Source organism: Flavobacterium sp. UBA7680 (assembly GCF_002482975.1).
GTDB lineage: Bacteria > Bacteroidota > Bacteroidia > Flavobacteriales > Flavobacteriaceae > Flavobacterium.
The window spans coordinates 1-22,187 of sequence record NZ_DLHA01000046.1; the positions used below are offsets into that span (position 1 = coordinate 1).

Sequence of the window (22,187 nt, forward strand, 5' to 3'; positions counted from 1 at the left end):
TAATCTTTCCATTTATCAGGATATCCAATTTTAATGGTCAGTTTCTTTAATTTTTCGATTGCTTTTGTCTTAGTTTCTGCAGACATCCAAGGCAATGCATTGATTCTGTTTTCGTATGCTAACATTACATTCGCAATCATATTCTTTGCTTTGTCTTTTGCTTCAGCAGGAAATAATTTCTCAACGTAAAGTTTCCCTAAAGCTTCTCCGGTTGCACCGTTGATTACTTGTAAAGCTACTTCTTCACGAGGACGTTGTTTTAACGCTCCTGTTAATGTTTTTCCGTAGAAATCGAAATTAGCATTTTCAATATCAGTTGTTAAAGTTGAAGCTGTTCTGTTTAATAAAGTCCATTTAAGGTATTCTTTCCAGGCTTCTACTTTTTTCTCTGTTAATGTTTTTTCTAAAGCAATCATATAACGTGGCTGAGCTACATTTACTGTATCCAGTTTTGTCATACCAATTCCTGCGAAATATTTATCCCATTGAATTGAAGGCGTATTCTTTTTTAAATCAGCAACCGCAGTTGGATTGTATTGTTTTCTACGATCTCTACGCTCAACACGATCTAATCTCGGAGCAGACAATTCAACTTCTAAAGCCAGGATTTGTTTTGCACTTTCTTTTGCTTTTGCAGGAGATTCTCCAAGATATTGCAACATTCTTGCTACGTGTACTTCGTATTTTTCACGTTTTTCTTTCGAATCTTTATCATCTGCATTGTAGTAATCTTTATCAGATAATCCTAAACCACCCGGGCTTAAGTTCACTGAGTTTTTATTACTGTTTTTTGCATCAGCACCAACGTAAACAGAGAAGAAACCAATTCCGCCCTGAGGTTGCATTTCGATAAAGAAATTTTGCAAATCAGTTACGTTTTTAATCGCATCGATTTTCTTTAAATAAGGCTGAAGTGGTTTGATACCGTTTTTGTTACGGCCAACCGTATCCATAATCGTATTGAACAAAGCAATTGCTTTACCCTGATCTGTATTCGATTTGTACTTAGGATCTTTTGATGCCTCTTTTAAAATTGCAAGTGCATCGTTATCTGTCTTTTGACGTAATTCATTAAAACTTCCCCATGAGTTTCTGTCACTTGGAATTTCAGTTTTATCTAACCAGGCTCCGTTTACGTAACGAAAGAAATCCTGACCAGGACTTACTTTTGTATCCATATTAGAAAGGTTGATACCCGGTTCTTTTGGTTTTGCATTTTGCGCCTCGATAGTTACGCAGCATAGCATTGCTGAAAATGCACAAAACACAGATTTGTTAAGCTGTTTTATCATTTTTATTTATAGTATTAGTATATATACAAACATATTGTTATTATTTTGAAATCTATGTTAAATTTTATCAATAATTGATTCGGGAAATTACGATACAATTAAAACGTCTATTTTAACCCAAATTGTCTTCTAAAATTTTTAAAAGTTCACTTTTTCAAAGAATAACTTAAACAAAAAACGACGCTAATAAAGCGTCGTTTTTTTAATTTTTATAGATTACCAGATTTTAACTCTCTTATCTGGATCAACATACATTTTGTCTCCTTTTTTGATACCGAAAGCATCATAAAAAGCATCAACATTTTGAAGCGGAACGTAAGCTCTGTACATACCAGGTGAATGCGGATCTGTTTTTACCTGATTTTTAATTGCTTCGTCTCTCGTTTTAGTTCTCCATACGGTTGCCCAAGAAATAAAGAAACGTTGTTGTGGAGTGAATCCATCAATTAATCCAGGATTTGGATGTGATTTTAAGTACAATTGCAAACCATCATAAGCTGCATTGATACCACCTAAATCTCCAATATTTTCTCCTAAAGTAAAATTACCGTCTACGTGAATTCCAGGTAATGGCTCTAAAGCACTATATTGATCTGCCAAAGCTTTACCCAATGCTGTAAATTGTTTTAAATCTTCTGGTGTCCACCAGTCTACTAAATTTCCTTCGGCATTGTAACGTGCTCCTGAATCATCAAAACCATGAGAAATTTCATGACCAATAACAGCTCCGATTCCACCATAATTTACCGCTTCATCAGCTTGATAATTGTAGAAAGGCGGCTGTAAAATTGCTGCCGGGAATACAATTTCGTTATAAGATGGGTTGTAATAAGCATTTACAGTTTGTGGAGACATTCCCCACTCTGTTTTATCAACCGGCTTGTGTAGTTTTTCAATTCCTTTTTTGAAATTCCATTTGCTTAAGCTACGGGCGTTATCAAAATAACTTCCGCCTTCGGCAACGCTTTTAATTTGAAGTGCTGAGTAGTCTTTCCATTTGTCCGGATAACCTACTTTTATCGTAATCTTATTTAACTTTTCGATTGCTTTAACTTTAGTTGCAGCAGACATCCAGGTTAAATTATTAATACGGTTTTGGTACGCCAAAATAATATTATGAATCATATCTACTGCTTTTGCTTTTGCTTCTGCAGGAAATACTTTTTCTACGTATAATTTACCAAGCGCCTCACCAACTGTTGTATTTACAACTTGTAATGCTTTTTCTTCGCGTGGTAATTGTTTTATAGCTCCTCTTAAAGTTTTGCTGTAAAAATTAAAATTAGCAGTTTCGATATCTGTTGATAATTTTGTAGCAACGGTATTTAATAAATCCCATTTTAAGTATTCTTTCCACTGCGCTACTTTATTTTGAGTAAAAACAGTTTGCAAAGCTTTCATATACTTTGGCTCCATTACCACTACTGTATCTAATTTTGCCAAACCAAGACCTGTAAAATAAGCATCCCACTTAATAGCCGGTGTTATTTTTTGAAGTTCTGCAATTGTCATTGGGTTGTATTGCAAACGACTGTCTCTACTCTCTACACGATCTAATCGAGGTTTAGATAATTCTGTTTCTAAAGCTAAAATTGCAGCTGCACTTTGTTTTGCTTTTTCTGGAGATTCTCCAATAAACTGCATCATCTTCGCTACATGAAGTTCGTATTTTGCTCTTTTTTCTTTAGAATCTTTATCTTCAGATGTGTAGTAATCTTTGTCTGGTAAACCTAACTGACTTACACCAAGAGTTACAGAGTTTTTAGAACTGTTTTTTTCATCGGCACCAATATAGATTCCGAAAAAAGCAGCTGTACCTTCCGGTTCAACCTCAACCAAATACTTTTGTAAATCAGCCACATTTTTAATAGCATCAATCTTTTTAAAGTAAGGTTGCAAAGGTGCAATTCCGGCTTTATTTCTTCCTACTGTATCTAAAATAGTAGAGAATAAATTAACGGCTTTCCCTTGATCTGTGTCGGATTTGTACTTTGGATTTTTTGATGCTTCTTTCAGGATAGACATTGCATCTTTGTCTGTTTTCTTAATCAATTCATTAAAACTTCCCCATGTCGTACGATCACTTGGAATTTCAGTTTGATTAAGCCAGGTTCCATTTACGTATTGAAAAAAGTCCTGACTTGGACTAATTTTGGTATTCATGTACGAAACATTGATACCTGGTTCTTTCGAAGTTGCATTTTGAGCTTGAACAGCTGTAAATGAAACTGCCGCAAAAAAGGCGCAGAACAAAGGTCTGCTAAGTTGTTTTTTCATTTATATCTAAGTTTTTGGTCTTTATACAAACGTATTCCTAATATCTGAAACGCTATGTTAAAATTATTGAAATAATCGCAAAAAAATGCATTATCCTTAAATTTTAATAGATATCATCAAATATTTTCATGTATAAATCACGGGTTTCTAACTGAATATTAGAATACTTTTTGGAATATTTGTTACAAATAATTTGAATAAAAGTGAGAGCAAAAATACAGAATGCAGTTTCCGGAAAAATAGATGCTATTGGTTTACCTATATTGGCGCTGTTTTGGGTGAGTTTCTTTTGGGGCACCACTTGGCTGGCCTCAAAAGAGGGTGTAAAATACATGCCTGCTTTGCAATTGGCTACTATACGCCAGTTTGTTGGCGGGATTCTATATGTTGGTTATTTTATACTAAAAAAGGAGCCTTGGCCAAAAGGCAAACAATGGACTACAATTTTTATTTTGGCCATTTTAAATTTTGCCTGTAGTAACGGTTTAAGTACTTGGGGCGTTCAATATATTAGCAGTGGTTTGGCCGCTATTATTGCTGCTATTTTCCCAATCTGGATTGTTGTAATTTGTTTTTTTCAGGGGCAGCGAATTGCTAAACTGGCGATTACGGGTTTATTAATTTGTTTTGGCGGAATTTGCATTATTTTCATGGATCATTTAGGAGATTTTCTAAAACCTGATTTTCAATTTGGAATTTTCTTATCTGTTGCATCAACGATTACGTGGGCTTTTGGGATTTTACATACCAAGAAAAAAGCAGCGAGTTTTAATCCGTATTTTAGTTTAGGACTGCAAATGTTGATTTCGAGCTTTTTACTTTTTGGAATCACCGAGGCTTTTGGAATGAATATTTCATTAAAAGAAATTCCGTTAGTATCATGGTGGGCGATATCTTATTTGATTGTCATTGGTTCTATTCTAACTTTTGTTGCTTTTATTTATATGCTGCAACATCTTCCCACAGAAATTACGGGTATTTATGCTTATATGAATCCAATTGTGGCTATTATTTTAGGAGTTATTCTTTTTGGAGAAATACTGACTCCGGCAATTGCTGTTGGTGTTTTTGTCACTTTAATGGGATTGTATTTGGTGAATAAATCGATTAGAAAGAACAAAATTTAAAGTGTTGCGAGATGGCACACGGATGACACGGATTCGCTAGCGCGAAAACGCAGATTTACACGGATCTATTTATTATAAAACTTTAATAAATTGGGGATCTGTTTTGTGGTCCTTCGACTTCGCTCAGGATGACAAACTTGGGTATAAAAAATTGCGACTCCGCGACTTTGCGAGATTAATAGCAAAAAAATCCGCTCTAATCAGTGCTTTCGCGCTAGCGAATCCGTGTCATCCGTGTGCCATTCCGCAATCCTGTCGTAAGAAAGCTCTTTTAAACTGTGGTTCTTCTGTTAAAAACAACACGCAATTAGCTTTTTAAAAAGTGCTTTTTGTATTTTTGCGGCAAATTATTTTTATGAAATCGTTTCTTTATAAATACCGCAAATTCTTTATTGTTTTATTCGTTTTTTCGGCTGTCACTATATCCTTATTTTATTCGGCTTTAAAGCCACAAAAAACATTACCTATATTTAATCCCGCTGATGTAAATCCTGAATTGGTTGATAGTACGGTGCAATACAAAAGTAAATACCATACGATTGCTGATTTTAAATTTGTAAACCAGAACGGAGATACGATTACTCAAAAAAATTACGAAGGAAAAATTTATGTTGCTGACTTTTTCTTCACGACTTGCGGGTCTATTTGCCCAAAAATGACGACGAATTTAGAAGATGTTCAAAAAGCAATTTTAAATAATCCTAAAGTAATGTTGCTTTCTCATACCGTTTTTCCTGAAGTTGACAGCATTCCGGTTTTAAAAGCTTACGCTATAAAACATAATGTTGTAGATAGTAAATGGAATCTGGTTACGGGAGATAAAAAAGAAATCTACACTATGGCCAGAAAATCGTATCTGGCTGTAAAATTAGGAAGACCAGATCAATTGTATGATATGGTACATACAGAGAATTTTGTTTTGGTGGATCAAAAAAGACGTGTTCGTGGTTTTTACGACGGAACGAATAAAGAGGAAATTAAACGCCTTTTAGAGGACATCAATTTCTTGTGTCAGGAGTAAAATCCCTTATTTTTAGAAACATTTAGCATTTACAAAAGTGTTAAATGCCTTGAAATAAAGAATAATTGCCTACTTTTGCAATCTAAATTCAATCTAAATAAGCTTTGCAAAATACTATCCACACTCTAAAAAAAGGCGAGAAAGCCATTATCAAAGATTTTGATATCGATCTTATTCCTCTAAAATTATTAGAAATGGGTTGTTTACCAGGCAACTTAGTCGAATTGCTTCAAATTGCTCCCTTTGGAGATCCATTATACTTAGATATAAATGGTTCACACGTAGCCATTCGTGTTGAAACTGCTCGTGAAATTGAAGTTGAACTTATCAAAACCAATTTGTAATGAGCATTCAAAATATCAATGTTGCCCTTATTGGGAATCCAAATACAGGAAAAACTTCCGTTTTTAATCAGCTTACAGGACTAAATCAACAAGTGGGGAATTATCCCGGAATTACGGTTGAGAAAAAAATAGGTTTCTGTAAATTACCTCATAACATCAAAGCCAATATTCTTGACTTACCGGGAACTTATAGTCTTAACGCAAGTTCTATGGATGAAAGTGTGGTAATTGAACTGTTATTAAACAAAAACGATAAATTATATCCGGATGTAGCGGTAGTGGTTACAGATGTTGAAAATCTGAAACGAAATCTACTGATTTACACTCAAATAAAAGACCTTGAAATTCCGACGATTTTAGTCATCAATATGTCTGATCGTATGGAAAGCAAAGGGATAACTCTAGATATTCCGTATCTTGAAGAAAAGCTAAAAACGAAAATTGCTTTAGTAAGTTCGCGAAAAGGTTTGGGAATTGAGGAATTAAAAGAACTTATTGTTTCTTATAAAACGATCCCAAATGAACCTTGCATGAATGCTTCGGTTATTGACGAGGAATATTTTCAAAAATTACAACATGCTTTTCCTAACCAATTATTATACAAATTATGGTTGGTGATCACGCAGGATGTGAACTTTTTGAATTTAGATAGAAATGAAATCAGAAGTACTTTTACCAAATCGCATTCTGAATTAAAGCGTTTACAGCAAAAAGAAACGATAAAACGTTATCAATTTATAAATGATGTTTTAAAAGAAGGTTTAAAAATTGATACTGAAGCTGCGACAGATTTCAGAGCCAGACTGGATCGTGTTTTAACGCACAAGTTTTGGGGTTATGCTATTTTCCTTGGAATCTTATTTATCATTTTCCAATCTATTTTCAGCTGGTCAACCATTCCGATGGATTTTATTGACGCGACTTTTGCTTCGTTTAGCAGCTGGGTTGCAAAAGAATTACCAAGCGGTATTTTGACCGATTTACTTTCGCAGGGAATTATACCGGGAATTGGCGGTGTTATTATTTTTATTCCACAGATTGCTTTCTTGTTTTTGTTCATTTCAATTCTCGAAGAAAGCGGTTATATGAGCCGTGTTGTTTTCCTGATGGATAAAATAATGCGCAAATTTGGGCTTTCGGGAAAAAGTGTTGTGCCTTTAATTTCAGGAACTGCGTGTGCGATTCCGGCTATTATGGCGACACGAAATATTGAAAACTGGAAAGAACGCCTTATTACGATCTTAGTAACGCCATTCACGACTTGTTCTGCAAGATTACCCGTTTATGCGATTATGATTTCATTAGTGATTCCGAATAAAAGAGTTCTCGGATTTTTAAATCTGCAAGGTATGTCGTTGATGTTATTGTATCTATTGGGATTTGTAACGGCAATCATTTCGGCTTATATTTTAAATAAAGTTTTAAAACTGGATTCAAAAACGTATTTCGTTGTTGAAATGCCAAGTTATAAATTACCGCTTTTCAAGAATGTTGGAATCAACGTTGTCGAAAAAACCAAAGCTTTTGTTTTAGGTGCAGGTAAAATCATCTTGGCAATATCTGTTATTTTATGGTTTTTAGCTTCTTTTGGGCCTGGAAAGGAATTTAATGATGCGGAAACTATCGTAAAAGAAAAATTTGCCAACACAACTTTAAATGAAGTTCAGTTTGAAAATGAAGTGGCTTCTCAAAAAATAGAGAATTCCTATATCGGGATTATGGGTAAAGCTATTGAGCCTGTAATTTCTCCACTTGGTTACGATTGGAAAATCGGGATTGCGATTATCAGTTCGTTTGCAGCCCGTGAAGTTTTGGTTGGAACGCTGGCTACTATTTACAGTGTTGGAGACAGCGATAACGAATCGACAATTAAAAGTAAAATGCAGAAAGAGGTAAATCCTGAAACGGGAGAAAAAATATTTAATTTTGCTTCTGGAATCTCGTTGTTATTGTTTTACGCTTTTGCAATGCAGTGCGCCAGTACATTAGCGATTACAAAAAAAGAAACAAATTCATGGAAGTGGCCTGTAATGCAGCTTTTCTTTATGACCGGGCTTGCTTATATTACTGCGCTTTTAGCCTATCAATTTTTAAAGTAAAATGTTATGATCCAAGAAATTATAGCCTTTGTCATATTATTTATCGCCGTTGGCTTTTTGATTAGAAAATTCTTTTGGAAATCTAAAAAGAAAAAAAACTGTGGTGATGGCAATTGCGGATGTTCGTGATTTAAGTTACTGAGGTGCTGAGATTCTAAGCTTCTAAGGTTTTCTTATTTCGCAGAGTTTCACTAAAATAAACACAAAGCTTCACAGAGATTTTAAATTCTTTGTGAAGCTTTTTTATTATCTAAAAATCTATGAATGAGTTAAATACCCTTTTTTGATGTTTAAAAAACTTTTATGGCTTAGTTCTCAATACAGCACAAATTAATTTTGCAGCATAAAATTCAAATCAAATGACAAAGTTCGAAAAAAATGAAATTGTAAGAGACAATAGAGTTACCAGATTATTATGGTTTTCTTTTGGATTCCTGTGTGCTTTCGGAATAATGTGCCTTTTAAAATCTAAACTCTAACGTAGCATAAAAAGTTCTGGTGTCTGACGGAATAATTCCAGGACCCGGATAACCCGATGCGCGGCGTGTAAAATATTTATTATCGGTAAAGTTGGTCACGCCCGCTTCCAGTTTCCAGTTTCTCCATTTATAAGATGATGAGAAATCGGCGACATAATAACTTGGGATTTTACCCGAAATTCCGTTACTAATAGCATTTGCGCCCACGTCCTGATTGGTTGCATCGGTAAATTGCGATGAAACATACGTAAGCTGTACACTCGACATAAAGTTTTTGTAGCCAACTCCTGTACCAGTTTTAATATTGAAAAGTGGAACAAACTCGACTTTGTTCCCTTCAACATTAACATCTTCCGATTTTAAATAATCAGAATCGGTAATGGCAACGTTTGAAAAAACATTCCAAATGAAGTCTTCATTTTGATCAAAAAAAGTTTTGTTTAAACTCCAATCGATCATGGTTTCAAAACCGTATGTAATTGCCGTTCCAATATTATCTCTTAAAAGAATTGGTTTTCCGCCGCTTTGTGTCCAGTAATCACCAATTTTATCATTGTAATACAAGGCATAAATACTCGAATCAAATCGGACTTTATCATTAATATCTCCACGAATTCCGATATCAGATGTAAAACCTTTTTCATCTGTAATATCATCTGATATCGCATAACTAGAATAAACGGTTCTCAAGTCATTAAAAGTTATGGAACGATAATTTTGCGAAATGTTTCCGTAAAACTCAACTCCGCTTTTTGGTTTAAAGCTTAGTCCAACGCCGAACAAAAAGAAATCACGTTTTCTAACATTACTTTCTTCAACCGTTTCATCTAAAATAACATTTCCGGCACCGTCAAGATTAATTTTTCTGTATGATCCGTTTGCCTGTGTTTTGATGTTTTCATATCGAAATCCGGGTGTAATCGAGAATTTATCCGACAGTTTGAAGATATTTTCTCCAAAAATAGAAAAGTTTAAATTTGGATATTTATAATCGGATTGATTTGGTGCTTGCGGAAATTCGTCTGTAGCCAGATTAAAATTGGCATCACTTCCTGAACTTCCCGGGCCTTGAGTTCCTGTATTTTCTGCCTGATAATATTTGGCACCAATTAAAAAGGCATTCGAATTTCCGTTAAAATTGTATTTCTTTAAATAACGTGCTTCTGCTCCCCAATTGACAAAATCACCCAGAATTAAATCACGAACGCCACCATTATCTGGCAGCTCAACACGATTTGGTCTAAAACCAACTGTTTTTCTGCTCGCATCTAAACCAAATAACTGTAAAGAAAAATCGGCATCGTTATCAAAATGATGTTTTAACCTCAACGCAAATAAATTCCAGTTTACAGCAAACCAGTTTCTTGTTCTGTTGCTTTGTGTAGGATCTTCATTAAACATTTGATCAGTTAAACCTCCCGCCTGCTGCGCTAAATAATTAAAATAAGTATAGTCAAAATGCAGCGAGGTTTTCTCTGTAAATTGATAATTCAGATTTACAAAATAGTTCTTGCTGCTGAAATCTGAATTAGGACGGAAACCGTCTCCCTTTTTATAATTGAAAAAGGTGTAGTAACTAAATTTCCCTTTTGTACCGCTTAAACTTGTAAAATTGGTATATAAGCCATACGAACCAATTGTATTTCGGGTCACAAACTCGATTGGTTTTTTACTCGGACTTTTGATTTTAAAGTTGATTAATCCGCCAAACTGCGTTCCGTATTGCAAAGATGCTGCACCGCGAACGATCTGAATTTCTTCAAGAGCTTCTGTTGCCGTTGCGTAATAACTTTCGGGGTAACCCAAAACATCGGCACTAATATCATAACCGTTTTGGCGTGTATTGAAATTGGCGCTTCGGTTTGGATCAAGACCGCGGCCGCCAATACTCAATTGCAAACCTCCGTCAGAATTTTCATTAATGGTTAAACCTACAATCTGACCATAAATTTGACGCGGATTGTTTGTGGCTTTATTGGCTGTAAGTTTATCTAATTGAATTACTTCAGTCTTTTTTCCGGCATAAATAGCTGTTTCTTCAATGTCTTTTAATTTATGAAGTGCAAAAACTTTCTCTCTTTCGTTTTTAACTACAACTTCAGAAAGATTGGTAATTTTGATTAGAGTTATCGTCAAATCAGAACTTGGCGCCGTAACTTCCTGTTCTAAAACAGAATAATTGTCTTTATAAAAAATAAAAGTATAGGTTCCTGAATCTGGAACAACGATATCAAAATTTCCTTCTTTGTCTGTATTGGTTTTATTTCCGTTGGATTTATTGTAGACCTCAACAAAGGATAATTTTTCGCCTGATTCTCCTCTCACAACTCCAGAAATGTGAGTTTGAGAAATGGCATTTATGGAAAACAGTAAAAATAAAATAAAGCTAAAATCCTTTAATTTCATCGTTGAAAGGCAAAATCCAGGTTTTGTGTTGAAATGATTCATTTTCTTTGGCTAGGTTTATGTTTTGGTCAATATAAGGTTTGCTCAGTCTTCCGTTTAGTGCGACGTAACTTTCTACGTAAACTTCCGGATCCTGAATTCCTTGTTTTTGATAATAATCGTGTAAAAAATGGGCATATTCTAAAATAAAATCGGGTTGAAATGCCATTTGCTTTTCCTGAAAAGCAGTTAAAAAGTGCCCGTTGTTTACTTTTATTTCTTGTTTTGTTTTGCTGTCTTTAACTGTAAATTGTGTGTAGCCTGCTTTTTCCATTAACATCACACGCCAAGAGAACCGGAAACCTTCTTCTGTCCAGAATAATTCTCCTGGATATAATAAATATCGAAATGGGAATGTCAATTGAAAAAGTAGAAAAGTAGAAAGAACTGCAATCTTGGCTTTGTAAAAAGTATTGAATGCTGCTACTTTTTCTTTTCCGTTTTCAAATACTTCAAATTTGATTAAAAGTATTCGGGCAATATATTGAAGGCATTTTTTATGAAAGTCACTTCCAAAAAACAAAAGCGAACTGATAATCATAACATACGGAAAAACGCCAATTGGGAATAAAATCTTAGTTAAAACGTGAAAAACTACTACAAGTACAAAGGCAAATATTCTGGTTCGTTTGTAAAGCAATAAAAACGGAATACTCAAATCGTAAATCATTCCGCTCCAGCTAAAAGCAAAATGAACCCAGTTTTGGTTTAATAAACTTCCAATAAAAGGAAGATTATGATTTGTGGGAAGCCAAATTTTTAATGGCATTGCTTTGAAAAGCCAATCTGAATTTAGTTTTGCAAGACCCGCATAAAAGTAAACTATTCCTAAAAGAAGTTTCAAAATGTCGGTTGTCCAACGTGGAATTTTTTGAAATGCAATTTTAGGATTTCGATAGGCATCAAGAGAAAAATATGCATTGGCCGGTAAAAAAATCAACACAAAACTGATGATAGAAATGAAGTAATAATGGTTAAGATAAGTAGTCTTATCCATTAGCTCGATATAGGTAAAACTTAAGAAGAAAATCGTTGATGCAACTTTGTAACGATAACCTGCAGCAATACCAATTGAAGATAATAAAGCAAGTACAAATAGTAGGTAAGTGGGCGTCCCGAAAGGCTTCACGAATTCGAAGCCATAATACGTAAAATGAAAAATGGGCTCGATATAAAACTTATTTACCCAATTGTAACTTAAAAAACGAACCAAACTGAGACTCATCATTAAACCAAACGCCAGCCTAAAAAAGGCTAGCGTTGCGGCATGATTATTTGTTTCAAGATATTTTTTAATGCTGTTTTTCATTGTTAGTCGCCATCACCATCAACATAATCAATTGTTATGTTTAAGGCCTGCATCATATCAAGTTTTGTATAAATTACATTTTTCTGCAAGACATCATAAGCTGAAATGACTTTAGTATTATCAGCATTTATTTGATCTGCCAGACTTACATTCAAATTATCATTTGCGGTAAATACTGCAGCGTATTGCGTATTGATTAATTCACTTAATTTTTTACCGTCGCGCACTGCATTTACAAAATCTAAATAGGTTTTTAAACTTTCTCCGTTTGTTGTAGATGTAAAGTGTTTTCCGTTAAAGAAATCCTGAGATGCTTTTATCGAAAGGTTTAATAATTCTCTTGAAGCATTTCCTTTGTACAAACCTTCTGTTTTTTCAGGATATTTTACTCCGTTTGAGAACAAACCAGCCGGAATACCAAGCTTTACAGTTCTGATGTCTTTTTCAAGATTCTTTACAAAATTGTTTGTTGTTACATTTACGGCACCGCTTACAGAAGTTCCGGTGTTGGCGATATAAGCATTTCTATATCCTCCCGTTTTCCAGTCTGTAACAACAGCGTCAATTGTAGTTTTTAGTTTTGCGGTTACATCTGTAACGTATTTTTTGTAGTTGGCTGCTTTTGCATTTGTAGTATAAAATGCTGTTATTTCTGTATCATTGGCACCTAATCCATTTAACAAATAATCTAAAGCCGGTAAACCTTGTTTTGCATATTGCGCCTGAAGACTTAGATTGTAAGTTCCAGAAGTAATATTGTCTTCAATTCCGGTTTTACTTGTTGGATAGGTATTTGCAATTTCTTTAAAGTTGATGTCCAACGCTTTTCCGAAACCGTAAATTCCAACATATTGGTATGCTTTGTAAGCTTCGTACCAACTTGATCTTAGTTTTTGTAAACCGGCTTCGGTTGGTGCTGCAGTAAAAGCTGTCGCATCTGTAGACAAAGTATTGATCTTTGTTTGATAGTTTTCGTAACTCGGAATAATAATATTATCTGCCCAGTTGGTTAAAAGTGCAGTTCTGTCGAAATTCTTTCCACCAGAATCATCTCCGCCATTATTATCTCCTGATGAACAAGCAATTATAGTTGCTAATAAACTTAAAAAGAAAATTGTTTTTTTCATTTTGATGCAAATTTTGACAAAAATACAAAAGCGAATCATACTTAAGCATATTTATTCTAAATTAAATTTGCGTGGATGTGAGAAATACTTACTTTTGTTTTAAATTTAATCATTCTAAATAAACCAAGATATGAAAAACTTATATCCAAAAGTTGCTTTTGCTCTATTTGCAGGATTGACTTTTTTTGCTTGCAGCAGTAATGACGACAAAGACGACACTACTCCTACTGTTGTTACTAAAAAAGAGGTAATTGAAAATTATGCAAACCTTGTATATGCTAATTACAAAAAGGCTTATGATGATGCCGTACTTTTAGAAACTGCTCTTAAAACTTTTACCACTACTCCTACTGATGCTAATTTTACAGCTGCTAAAACAGCGTGGAAAACTTCAAGAGAAAGCTACGGAACGACAGAGGCTTTCCGTTTTGCAAATGGACCAATTGATGGTGACGATGACGGACCTGAAGGTTTATTGAATGCCTGGCCATTAGACGAAAACTTTATTGATTATGTTGATGGTGCTCCAGGTGCAGGAATTATTAATGATGAAGATGATTATCCTACAATTGACAAAGCTTTATTGCAAAGTTTAAACGAGGATGGCGGTGAAAAAAACATTAGTGTTGGATATCACGCAATTGAGTTTTTATTATGGGGACAAGATTTAACTGCTCCATCTGCAAACAAACCGGGACAAAGACCTTATACGGATTATGTAGCTGCTGGTACAGCTTCAAACCAAACTCGTAGAGCGGCTTATTTAAATGTTTGCGCTGATTTATTGACTGATAATTTAGATTATTTAGTTCAGCAATGGAAACCAAGCGGTGTTTACAGAACTAAGTTTTTGGCTTTGCCTGAAAATGAAGCTATCAAAAATATTTACTTAGGAATCACTACTCTTGTTACTGCTGAATTACCAATTGAGCGTATGGAAGTGGCTCTTGAAAATGCTGACCAGGAAGACGAGCATTCTTGTTTTAGTGATAACACTCACCGTGATATTGCTTTAAACTTGCAAGGTGTTATTAATGTTTACCAAGGAAAATACGGTTCTATCGATGGTGCATCTTTAGAAGATTTAGTAAAGCAGGCAGATACAGCGGCGTACAATGATACTCAAGCTTCATTAACTGCGTCTACAACAAAGGTTGCTGCAATCCTAACTCCGTTTGATTTAGCTATTTCAGGAGGGCCGGACTCAACAGAAGGTGCAAAAGTAAAAGCAGCTGTTACACAATTACTTAACTTTGGAGCAAACTTATTAGCTGGTGCTACAAAAATTGGGGTTAACGTAAACAGTTAAGCAAAAAATAAGAAAAAATTTAAACCAAAAAGTGTTCCTTTGCAGGAGCACTTTTTTAGCATAATACCATGAAGAATTTTATTCCGTTTCTACTTGTTATTCTTTGTCTTAGCTTTACTAATTGCAGCGATAGCGATAATAATGACGAAAAATATATTCCCTTAACTGCTGAAGAAGGCGAACAGTTTTCCGGAGGTGAAACTACTGTGTTTAATGTTAGTGAGGAAGCGTTTGGTTTTTCGGCATCAAAACTTACTTTTGATGAGCAGACTGATTTTGGAGTAGGAAATTCTTTTTTTAGACAAAGCTGGATATCAGCTCCATCTTCAACAACAGCCAGAGATGGTTTGGGTCCGTTTTTTAATGCTGTGTCTTGTGCAAGCTGTCATTTTAAAGATGGACGCGGAAGAGCTCCGGAATTTGATGGTGAATTAGGAAAAGGTCTTCTTTTGCGTTTTACCATTGGCGGACAAGATGCTAACGGAGTTGGTTTTCCTGATCCTGTTTATGGAGGTCAGTTACAGGATAATTCTATTTTAGGCCAAACTCCCGAAGGTCAGTTTACGATTAGTTATCAGCAAATTCAGGAAACTTTAGCAGATGAAACTGTAGTAGTTTTAAGAAAACCGACTTATACAGTTACAAATTTAGGTTATGGCCCTTTAGCAAATATTCAGATTTCGCCGAGAGTTGCCAACCAAATTATTGGATTGGGATTATTGGAAGCGATTCCTGAAGCTACTATTTTGGCTTTCGCCGATGAAAATGACGCTAATAATGACGGTATTTCCGGAAGACCCAATTACGTTCATGATTTTGCAACGAACTCAACGAAGTTAGGTCGTTTTGGTTGGAAATCCAATCAGCCGAATATTCGTCAGCAAGTGGCGAGCGCTTTATCTGGCGATATGGGAATTACCTCAAGTTTATTTCCTAATGAAAGCGGTCCAACAGGTGTTGATTTAAGTACAATTCCAAATGGCGGAACTCCCGAAATTTCTGAAGTTAATTTAAACCGAATGGCTTTGTATTCGCAGACATTAGCGGTTCCGGCAAGAAGAAATTATACAGATCAAAATGTTTTAAGAGGTAAAAAGACTTTTGAAACCATACAATGTACAAGCTGCCATATTCCAAAAATCCAAACTGGAAATACTCATACTGTTGTGGCACTTCGAAATCAAACTATTCGTCCGTATACAGATTTGCTTCTGCATGATATGGGAGAACAATTATCTGATAATGCCAATGATTTTAAAGCAACTGGTTCTGAATGGAGAACGCAGCCTTTATGGGGAATTGGTTTAATTCAATTGGTAAACGGACACACAAATTTAATGCACGACGGAAGAGCCAGAAATGTTGAAGAAGCTATTTTATGGCACGGCGGCGAGGCTCAAAAAGCAAAAGACAAATACAAAAAACTAACAAAAGCAGAACGTGATGATTTACTCGCGTTTATTAATTCGCTTTAATTATAGACTTACTTAGATTGTTAGACTTACTTAGATTGCTAGACTAGCTTAGATTGACAGACTAGCTTAGATCGTTAGACTTTTAAATAAAAAACGGCTTCAAAATTTTGAAGCCATTTTTTATAACTGAAAACTCAGACTGAAAACTGTATACTTACTTCACTCCTTCCCATTCAGCATAAAACTGAGATAGAAATGTTTCCATAAAACGATGTCTTTCGGCAGCAATTTGTTTTCCTTTTTCTGTATTCATTTTGTCTTTTAGCAGCAAAAGCTTTTCGTAAAAGTGATTTATCGTTGGTGCATTGTTCTTTTTATATTCTTCTTTGGTCATATTCGTTACCGGAGCAATTTCAGGATTATATAAGGCTCTGTTTTTAAATCCACCGTAATTGAACGCTCTTGCTACTCCAATCGCTCCAATCGCATCTAAACGATCGGCATCCTGAACAATATCTAATTCTACAGAAGAAAACTTCTTTTCAAAATTTCCGCCTTTATAAGAGATGTTTTCGATGATGTTTACCACATGCTGAATAATATCCTCTGAAACGTTATGTGATTCTAAAAACAAACGGGCTGTTTTTGGCCCAATTGTTTCGTCTCCGTCGTGAAATTTACTATCGGCTATATCATGAAGCAGTGCTCCTAATTCTACAACTGTTTTATCACAATCGGTATCTTTTGCAATTAAAAGTGCGTTTTTATAAACTCGTTCGATGTGAAACCAGTCGTGACCGCCTTCGGCATCGTTTAATTTTTCTTTTACAAATGCTATGGTTTTATTTATAAGTTCAGGATTACTCATATTGTATTTTGGTTTGTGGTGAAATGGCCCGCGGATTTTACTGATTCAACGGATTTGCGCTGGTGTTTTTTATGGTTTAAATAAAAAATGTTGATTATTAAAGGTTTTAAACTTTAACAATCAACAATATTTTCAATATCAATATCAATTGCAAAAAATCAATTTTAAATCTAAAATCAGAAATCTGCAATCTAAAATTTTTACAATCTCGCAGGTTCAACCCATTTAAAGATGTGTGATTCTTGTGGAATTACAATTCTTTCTGAGATTCTCGCCATACGAGCTGGTAATTTCATTAAGTAATCACGTGCTTTTTCAGCTTCATCTGTTAAGTTCGTGATTTTATCGATTTCCCATTTGTTGATTAGTTTCTGCATAATATCAACGTAGTCATTTGCTGTGTAAACTCCAATACGTTGTGCAGAATCAGAAAACTGTTCAAAAGCAGTGCTTATCTTTTGACCTGATTCTCTTAGGAAATGAGCCGGCATAACGATTTTTTGTTTCATCATGTATTGAAACGCCAACATCATTTCACTTGGATCAACCTGAAAAATTCTGGTTACAAATTCGCTGTATGCATGGTGATGACGCATTTCGTCACCTGCAATCATTTTACACATTTTAGACAATTTATTATCACCAAATTTTTTCGCGATCTGCGCTACTCTATTGTGTGAAACATAAGTTGCTAATTCTTGAAAACTAGTGTATACAAAGTTTTTGTACGGATCAGTTCCAGTTCCAATATCAAAACCGTCGTTGATTAAATGCTGTGTTGTCATTTCGATTTCACGCATATTAACACGACCAGACAAATACAAGTATTTATTTAAAAGATCTCCGTGACGGTTTTCTTCTCCAGTCCATTGTCTGATCCATTTCGACCAGCCATTACCGCCGTTCTCCACCTGATCTACTCCTTCTACATCCATCAACCATGACTCGTATGTTGGAAGCGCTTCTTCGGTAATGGTATCACCAACAAGCGTTACCCAGAAATCGTATGGCAATTCTTTAGCAATTTCACGTAGTTCCTTTACCTCCTCAAAGAAATTATCTCCTTCAGAATTAGGCAGGAAATCTGACGGCTGCCAAATTTTTTCCACCGGAATTAAATACTGTTCAACGAAGCTGTCAACGTTTTTTTCCAAAAACTGCATCACTTCTAATCTAATGTTTTTTATAGACATTACTTATTTTAAATTTGGGATTTATATTTTAGCTCGGACTAAAACTTAATCCTGTTTATACTCGTTTACTCCTTCAACAACCGCTTTTTCTGTTAATGCCATTAATTCGGCAAAATCATAATCTTTTACTGCCATTGCTTTGTGTGCCGTAAAAGTTAAGTGGTTTCCTAAACCAACCGGAAACATACCGTAACGAACCATCTTCCATGAATTATTAATACTTACCGGAACAACGTATGCAGATGGTGCATATTTGCATAGAATTTTTAAACCGCTTTGGGCAAATTCTTTAGGTTTTCCCGTTTTACTGCGGGTTCCTTCCGGGAAGATTACAGCAGATCTAGTGTTTTTTTCTATATATTCAGACAAGCCTTTGATTACTGGAATCGCTTGTTTAGGGTCTTTACGGTCAATTAAAACAGAACCTCCGTGGCGTAAATTAAAAGATACACTCGGAATTCCGCTTCCTAACTCCTTCTTACTTACAAATTTACAATGAAAACGTCTAAAGTACCAAATCATTGTCACGATATCGTACATACTTTGATGATTGGCCACAAAAATAATTGGAACTCCTTTCGGAATTGTATCTACGCCTGTAACTTTATAAGTTGTACCTGCTAAACGTGTACAGCTTAAAAGACAGAAATTTAAATAATCAACACTTTTTTTGTGAGCCTGATAACCAAAAAGATTAAGGCAAATCCATTGTATTGGGTGAAAAACAGCCAAACACAATCCAAAACATAAATAAAAAATTACGGAGATTGGATATGAGATTATCTTTTGCATGCTTGAAAAAATTTGAGGTCAAAAGTAGTAAATATATTTTTAGCGGTAGAAAAATTGAAAACAATAACCGTTTTTATGGTTTAATTGTACCTTTGCCCTTAAAATTGCAAATTTTTTCTGAATTAAATGAACTTTACCTACCCTAAAAATGAACGCTTAAAGAGCAAAACCACGATTGGATTACTTTTTTCTGAAGGGAAATCGGTTTCAAAATATCCGCTTCGTTTGGTTTACCGTCAGGCAGAAGCTGCATATCAGGGTAATACAAAAGTGGGTGTTTCGGTTTCTAAGAAATACTTTAAAAAAGCCGTTGACAGGAATTATTTCAAAAGAGTGCTCAGAGAAACCTACAGACTCAACAAACATTTGCTTTTGGATCATTTAAATCAGCCGTATTCTTTCATGCTTTTTTACCAGACAAAAGACAGATTATCTTACGAAGAAATCAATACCAAAACGATTCAATTGTTTGATAAATTTATACAGCAGTTAAACAAAACTCCCGATTCTGAAATCAAAAAGGATTTATAAAGCTTCAAAGTCAACTTTGTACTCTAAATCAGATAAAAAATTATAAAAAAATTGTAGTTTTAGCACTAAATTGAAATTTTATGCGATACATTTTCTTTTTATCTGTAATTTTTTGTGTTCTTTCGGGATGTAGTAAAAATGAAGCTCCTAATGAAGCTTCAATAAGTGCCATAAAAATATCACCACCGCCGCCAGCAAGTAAAAGCGAATATATTCAAAAAGATCAAGATAAAAATCTAGAAGCTCCTTCGCCTAAAATTGAACAAAAAATCATAAAACAAGCATCGCTTCGATTTGAAACCAATGATTTAGAAGAAACATACAAACAGATTCAAACAGCGGTTAAACAAAGCCAGGGAAAAGTTCAAAGTGATTCTGAAGGAAAAGACTATGGCACGCTTTATCGAAATATAACGATTAGAGTTCCAAGTCAGAATTTTGACAATTTTATCAATACAATTTCAAAAGGCGTTTCTTATTTTGAGAGAAAAGAAATTACGGCCGAAGATGTTACCGAACAATATATCGACTTAACGACAAGATTAAAAAATAAAAGAAAACTTGAAGAACGTTATCTTCAAATATTACAAAAAGCCACTAAAATTAGTGAAATCTTAGAAATCGAAAAACAGATTTCGATTATCCGCGAAGAAATTGAAGCCAAAGAAGGCCAGTTAAAATATTTAGAAAGCAGAGTTTCTGAAAGTACAGTTACAATTGAGTTTTTTAAAAACCTGCCGGAACAAGAAGCCGTGCAATTGTCATACGGATCAAAAGTCTGGACTGCTATTAAATCAGGGTTTTTTAGTTTGTCAAGTTTCTTTATATCAATTATCAGCATTTGGCCGTTTATTATTATAATTGTTGTATTAGCCTATTTTATTAGAAAGAGAATTAAAAGAAAAAAACCATAGTCATGTATCCTTATTTCAAGAAGAGATTTATCATACCAACTGTTGCGGCAGGATTATTATTTATTGGAACCAGTTTCAAAGAGGATTTTTTTGAAATTGCGAAACAAATTGAAATCTTCACAACGTTGTTTAAAGCCGTAAACACGAATTATGTAGACGAAACAAATCCGGGTGATTTAATGGATAAAGCCATTAAAAGCATGTTGGGAAGTTTAGATCCATACACAGTTTACTTTAACGAGCAGGATGTTGTTAATTTCAAAATCAACAATACGGGAGAATATACCGGAATTGGCGCTATGATTGCACGCAAAAAAGACCGTTTGATTGTACGCGAACCGTATAAAAATTATCCTGCAGATAAAGCGGGACTAAAAGCGGGTGACGAAATCATCCAGATTGGTGATGTTTTGATTGCTGATTTTAAAGATGATGCTTCGCAATTATTGAAAGGAACTAAAAACACTAAAATTGCTATAAAATACCTTCGTCAGGGAAAAACCTTTACGACTGAATTGGTTTTGGATGAAGTGGATATTAAATCGGTTCCGTTTTATGGAAAGATTGATGAGAAAACGGGCTATATCGTTTTGGCACACTTTAGCAGAAAGGCTTCCGCCGAAGTTAAAGATGCTTTGGAAAAACTGAAAGCTGATGGCGCAAAACAGATTGTTTTGGATTTAAGAGGAAACCCGGGCGGACTTTTGAATGAAGCGATTGATATCTGTAATTTATTTGTTCCGAAGAATGAAGTTATTGTAACGACTAAATCAAGAATCGAAAAACATAACAATACGTATAAAACGACTAAAGAACCTATTGATACAGAGATTCCACTTGCTATTTTGGTTAACGGAAGAAGTGCATCGGCATCAGAAATTGTTTCCGGAGCTTTGCAGGATTTAGATCGTGCTGTAATTTTAGGAAGCAGAAGTTTTGGAAAAGGTTTAGTTCAGCGTTCTGTTGACCTGACTTACGGAACGCAGCTGAAAGTTACAATTTCACGTTACTACACTCCATCCGGACGTTGTATACAAGCACTTGATTATGCACATAAGGATAAAAACGGTGTTGCCCAAAAAACAGATTCTAAAAATTTCAATGCTTTTAAAACCAGAAAAGGAAGAACTGTTTATGACGGAGGTGGGGTTTTACCGGACATTGAATTAGATGAAGCTAAAATGAGCCCTATTACAAGCGCTCTTTTGAAAAATGACGGAATATTTGATTACGCCACTACTTACTATTATAAAAATCCAAATTTGGGCGATAAAATCCCTGTGGTTTCAGATACTGATTATGCTAGTTTCAAACAATATTTGAAAACAAACAAAATTAGTTTTGATACGGAAACAGAAGTTGCCTTGAAAAATACTTTGGCTGCAGCCAAGACTGAAAAAATTGACGAAACGATTGCTCCGGAATATCAACAATTATTAGCCGCATTAGAGAGAAGTGAAAATACTTTGCTGGATAAAAACCAAAAAGAAATTAGAGGTTTAATTCAGGAAGAGCTTATCAAAAGATACCAATACCAAGAAGGTTTGTATCAGTTTTATATTAAAAACAATTCAGAGATTAAAAGAGCAGTAAACGTATTAAATAATCAAACTGAATATAAAACGATTTTAAAAATGTAGAAACA

17 protein-coding genes and 1 pseudogene are annotated in these 22,187 nt (G+C 34.7%); 10 read left to right on the top strand and 8 right to left on the bottom strand.

The genetic code is table 11. The annotated features are described in order from the left end of the window. Window positions 1-1,292: pseudogene (locus B3C18_RS19605) on the bottom strand (M13 family metallopeptidase N-terminal domain-containing protein); the annotation flags it as partial. A gap of 216 nt (window positions 1,293-1,508) precedes the next feature. Beyond that, window positions 1,509-3,569 carry a M13 family metallopeptidase gene (locus tag B3C18_RS19610; RefSeq protein ID WP_263761774.1) on the bottom strand — a complete coding sequence of 687 codons (2,061 nt, stop codon included), beginning with the start codon at window positions 3,567-3,569 and terminating at the stop codon, window positions 1,509-1,511. A gap of 203 nt (window positions 3,570-3,772) precedes the next feature. Between B3C18_RS19610 and B3C18_RS19615 the strand changes: the two genes are divergently transcribed. The 5 genes from B3C18_RS19615 (at window position 3,773) to B3C18_RS19635 (ending at window position 8,289) form a co-directional block, all read left to right on the top strand. After that, entirely contained in the window at window positions 3,773-4,696 is a 924-nt protein-coding gene (locus B3C18_RS19615; protein WP_291150572.1) for a DMT family transporter, read from the top strand. A 355-nt stretch (window positions 4,697-5,051) separates the two neighbouring features. Continuing rightward, a complete protein-coding gene (locus B3C18_RS19620; RefSeq protein WP_173968934.1) occupies window positions 5,052-5,717 on the top strand; it encodes an SCO family protein in 666 nt (221 codons plus the stop codon). Between the two features lie 104 nt (window positions 5,718-5,821). After that, on the top strand, window positions 5,822-6,061 hold the full coding sequence (locus B3C18_RS19625; protein WP_017495803.1) for a FeoA family protein: 240 nt from the start codon (window positions 5,822-5,824) through the stop codon (window positions 6,059-6,061). Continuing rightward, on the top strand, window positions 6,061-8,160 hold the full coding sequence (feoB, locus tag B3C18_RS19630) for a ferrous iron transport protein B (protein WP_291150590.1): 2,100 nt from the start codon (window positions 6,061-6,063) through the stop codon (window positions 8,158-8,160). The genes B3C18_RS19625 and feoB overlap by 1 nt, the downstream gene beginning before the upstream one ends. Before the next feature lie 6 nt (window positions 8,161-8,166). Then, complete coding sequence (locus tag B3C18_RS19635) at window positions 8,167-8,289, top strand: FeoB-associated Cys-rich membrane protein (RefSeq protein WP_291150593.1); 123 nt, start codon at window positions 8,167-8,169, stop codon at window positions 8,287-8,289. Window positions 8,290-8,621: 332 nt separating this feature from the next. On the opposite strand, the gene B3C18_RS19640 is transcribed toward B3C18_RS19635, so the two are convergent. From B3C18_RS19640 to B3C18_RS19650, 3 genes are read right to left on the bottom strand one after another with little or no spacing between them, the layout of a single operon-like run. Further along, window positions 8,622-11,087, bottom strand: coding sequence for a TonB-dependent receptor domain-containing protein (locus B3C18_RS19640; RefSeq protein WP_349680591.1), 2,466 nt, complete (start codon window positions 11,085-11,087; stop codon window positions 8,622-8,624). Beyond that, entirely contained in the window at window positions 11,026-12,393 is a 1,368-nt protein-coding gene (locus B3C18_RS19645; RefSeq protein ID WP_291150596.1) for an HTTM domain-containing protein, read from the bottom strand. The genes B3C18_RS19640 and B3C18_RS19645 overlap by 62 nt, the downstream gene beginning before the upstream one ends. 2 nt (window positions 12,394-12,395) lie before the next feature. Continuing rightward, the gene (locus tag B3C18_RS19650; RefSeq protein WP_291150599.1) at window positions 12,396-13,520 is read right to left on the bottom strand and encodes an imelysin family protein; all 1,125 of its coding nucleotides are present in this window, start codon (window positions 13,518-13,520) and stop codon (window positions 12,396-12,398) included. 130 nt (window positions 13,521-13,650) lie between these two features. Here B3C18_RS19650 and B3C18_RS19655 point away from each other — a divergent pair, with 130 nt between their 5' ends. Then, window positions 13,651-14,829 carry an imelysin family protein gene (locus B3C18_RS19655; protein WP_291150602.1) on the top strand — a complete coding sequence of 393 codons (1,179 nt, stop codon included), beginning with the start codon at window positions 13,651-13,653 and terminating at the stop codon, window positions 14,827-14,829. A 68-nt stretch (window positions 14,830-14,897) separates the two neighbouring features. Then, complete coding sequence (locus tag B3C18_RS19660; RefSeq protein ID WP_291150606.1) at window positions 14,898-16,304, top strand: di-heme oxidoredictase family protein; 1,407 nt, start codon at window positions 14,898-14,900, stop codon at window positions 16,302-16,304. Between the two features lie 154 nt (window positions 16,305-16,458). Here the strand turns inward: B3C18_RS19660 and B3C18_RS19665 are convergent, their stop codons facing one another. From B3C18_RS19665 to B3C18_RS19675, 3 genes are all read right to left on the bottom strand, one after another. Beyond that, a complete protein-coding gene (locus B3C18_RS19665) occupies window positions 16,459-17,112 on the bottom strand; it encodes an HD domain-containing protein (protein ID WP_291150609.1) in 654 nt (217 codons plus the stop codon). Between the two features lie 200 nt (window positions 17,113-17,312). After that, window positions 17,313-18,305, bottom strand: a complete 993-nt coding sequence (locus tag B3C18_RS19670; RefSeq protein ID WP_291150612.1) for an acyl-ACP desaturase — start codon at window positions 18,303-18,305, stop codon at window positions 17,313-17,315. Window positions 18,306-18,350: 45 nt separating this feature from the next. Next, entirely contained in the window at window positions 18,351-19,097 is a 747-nt protein-coding gene (locus B3C18_RS19675) for a lysophospholipid acyltransferase family protein (RefSeq protein ID WP_291150616.1), read from the bottom strand. A 126-nt stretch (window positions 19,098-19,223) separates the two neighbouring features. On the opposite strand from B3C18_RS19675, the gene rnpA reads away from it, so the two are divergent. The 3 genes from rnpA to B3C18_RS19690 all read left to right on the top strand — a co-directional run bounded on the left by rnpA (window position 19,224) and on the right by B3C18_RS19690 (window position 22,182). Continuing rightward, entirely contained in the window at window positions 19,224-19,628 is a 405-nt protein-coding gene (gene rnpA / locus B3C18_RS19680) for a ribonuclease P protein component (RefSeq protein ID WP_291150618.1), read from the top strand. Window positions 19,629-19,708: 80 nt separating this feature from the next. Then, window positions 19,709-20,542 (top strand): DUF4349 domain-containing protein, encoded by an 834-nt coding sequence (locus B3C18_RS19685; protein WP_291150621.1) that lies wholly within the window; start codon window positions 19,709-19,711, stop codon window positions 20,540-20,542. A gap of 2 nt (window positions 20,543-20,544) precedes the next feature. Continuing rightward, the gene (locus B3C18_RS19690) at window positions 20,545-22,182 is read left to right on the top strand and encodes a S41 family peptidase (protein ID WP_291150624.1); all 1,638 of its coding nucleotides are present in this window, start codon (window positions 20,545-20,547) and stop codon (window positions 22,180-22,182) included. Window positions 22,183-22,187 lie beyond the last annotated feature (5 nt).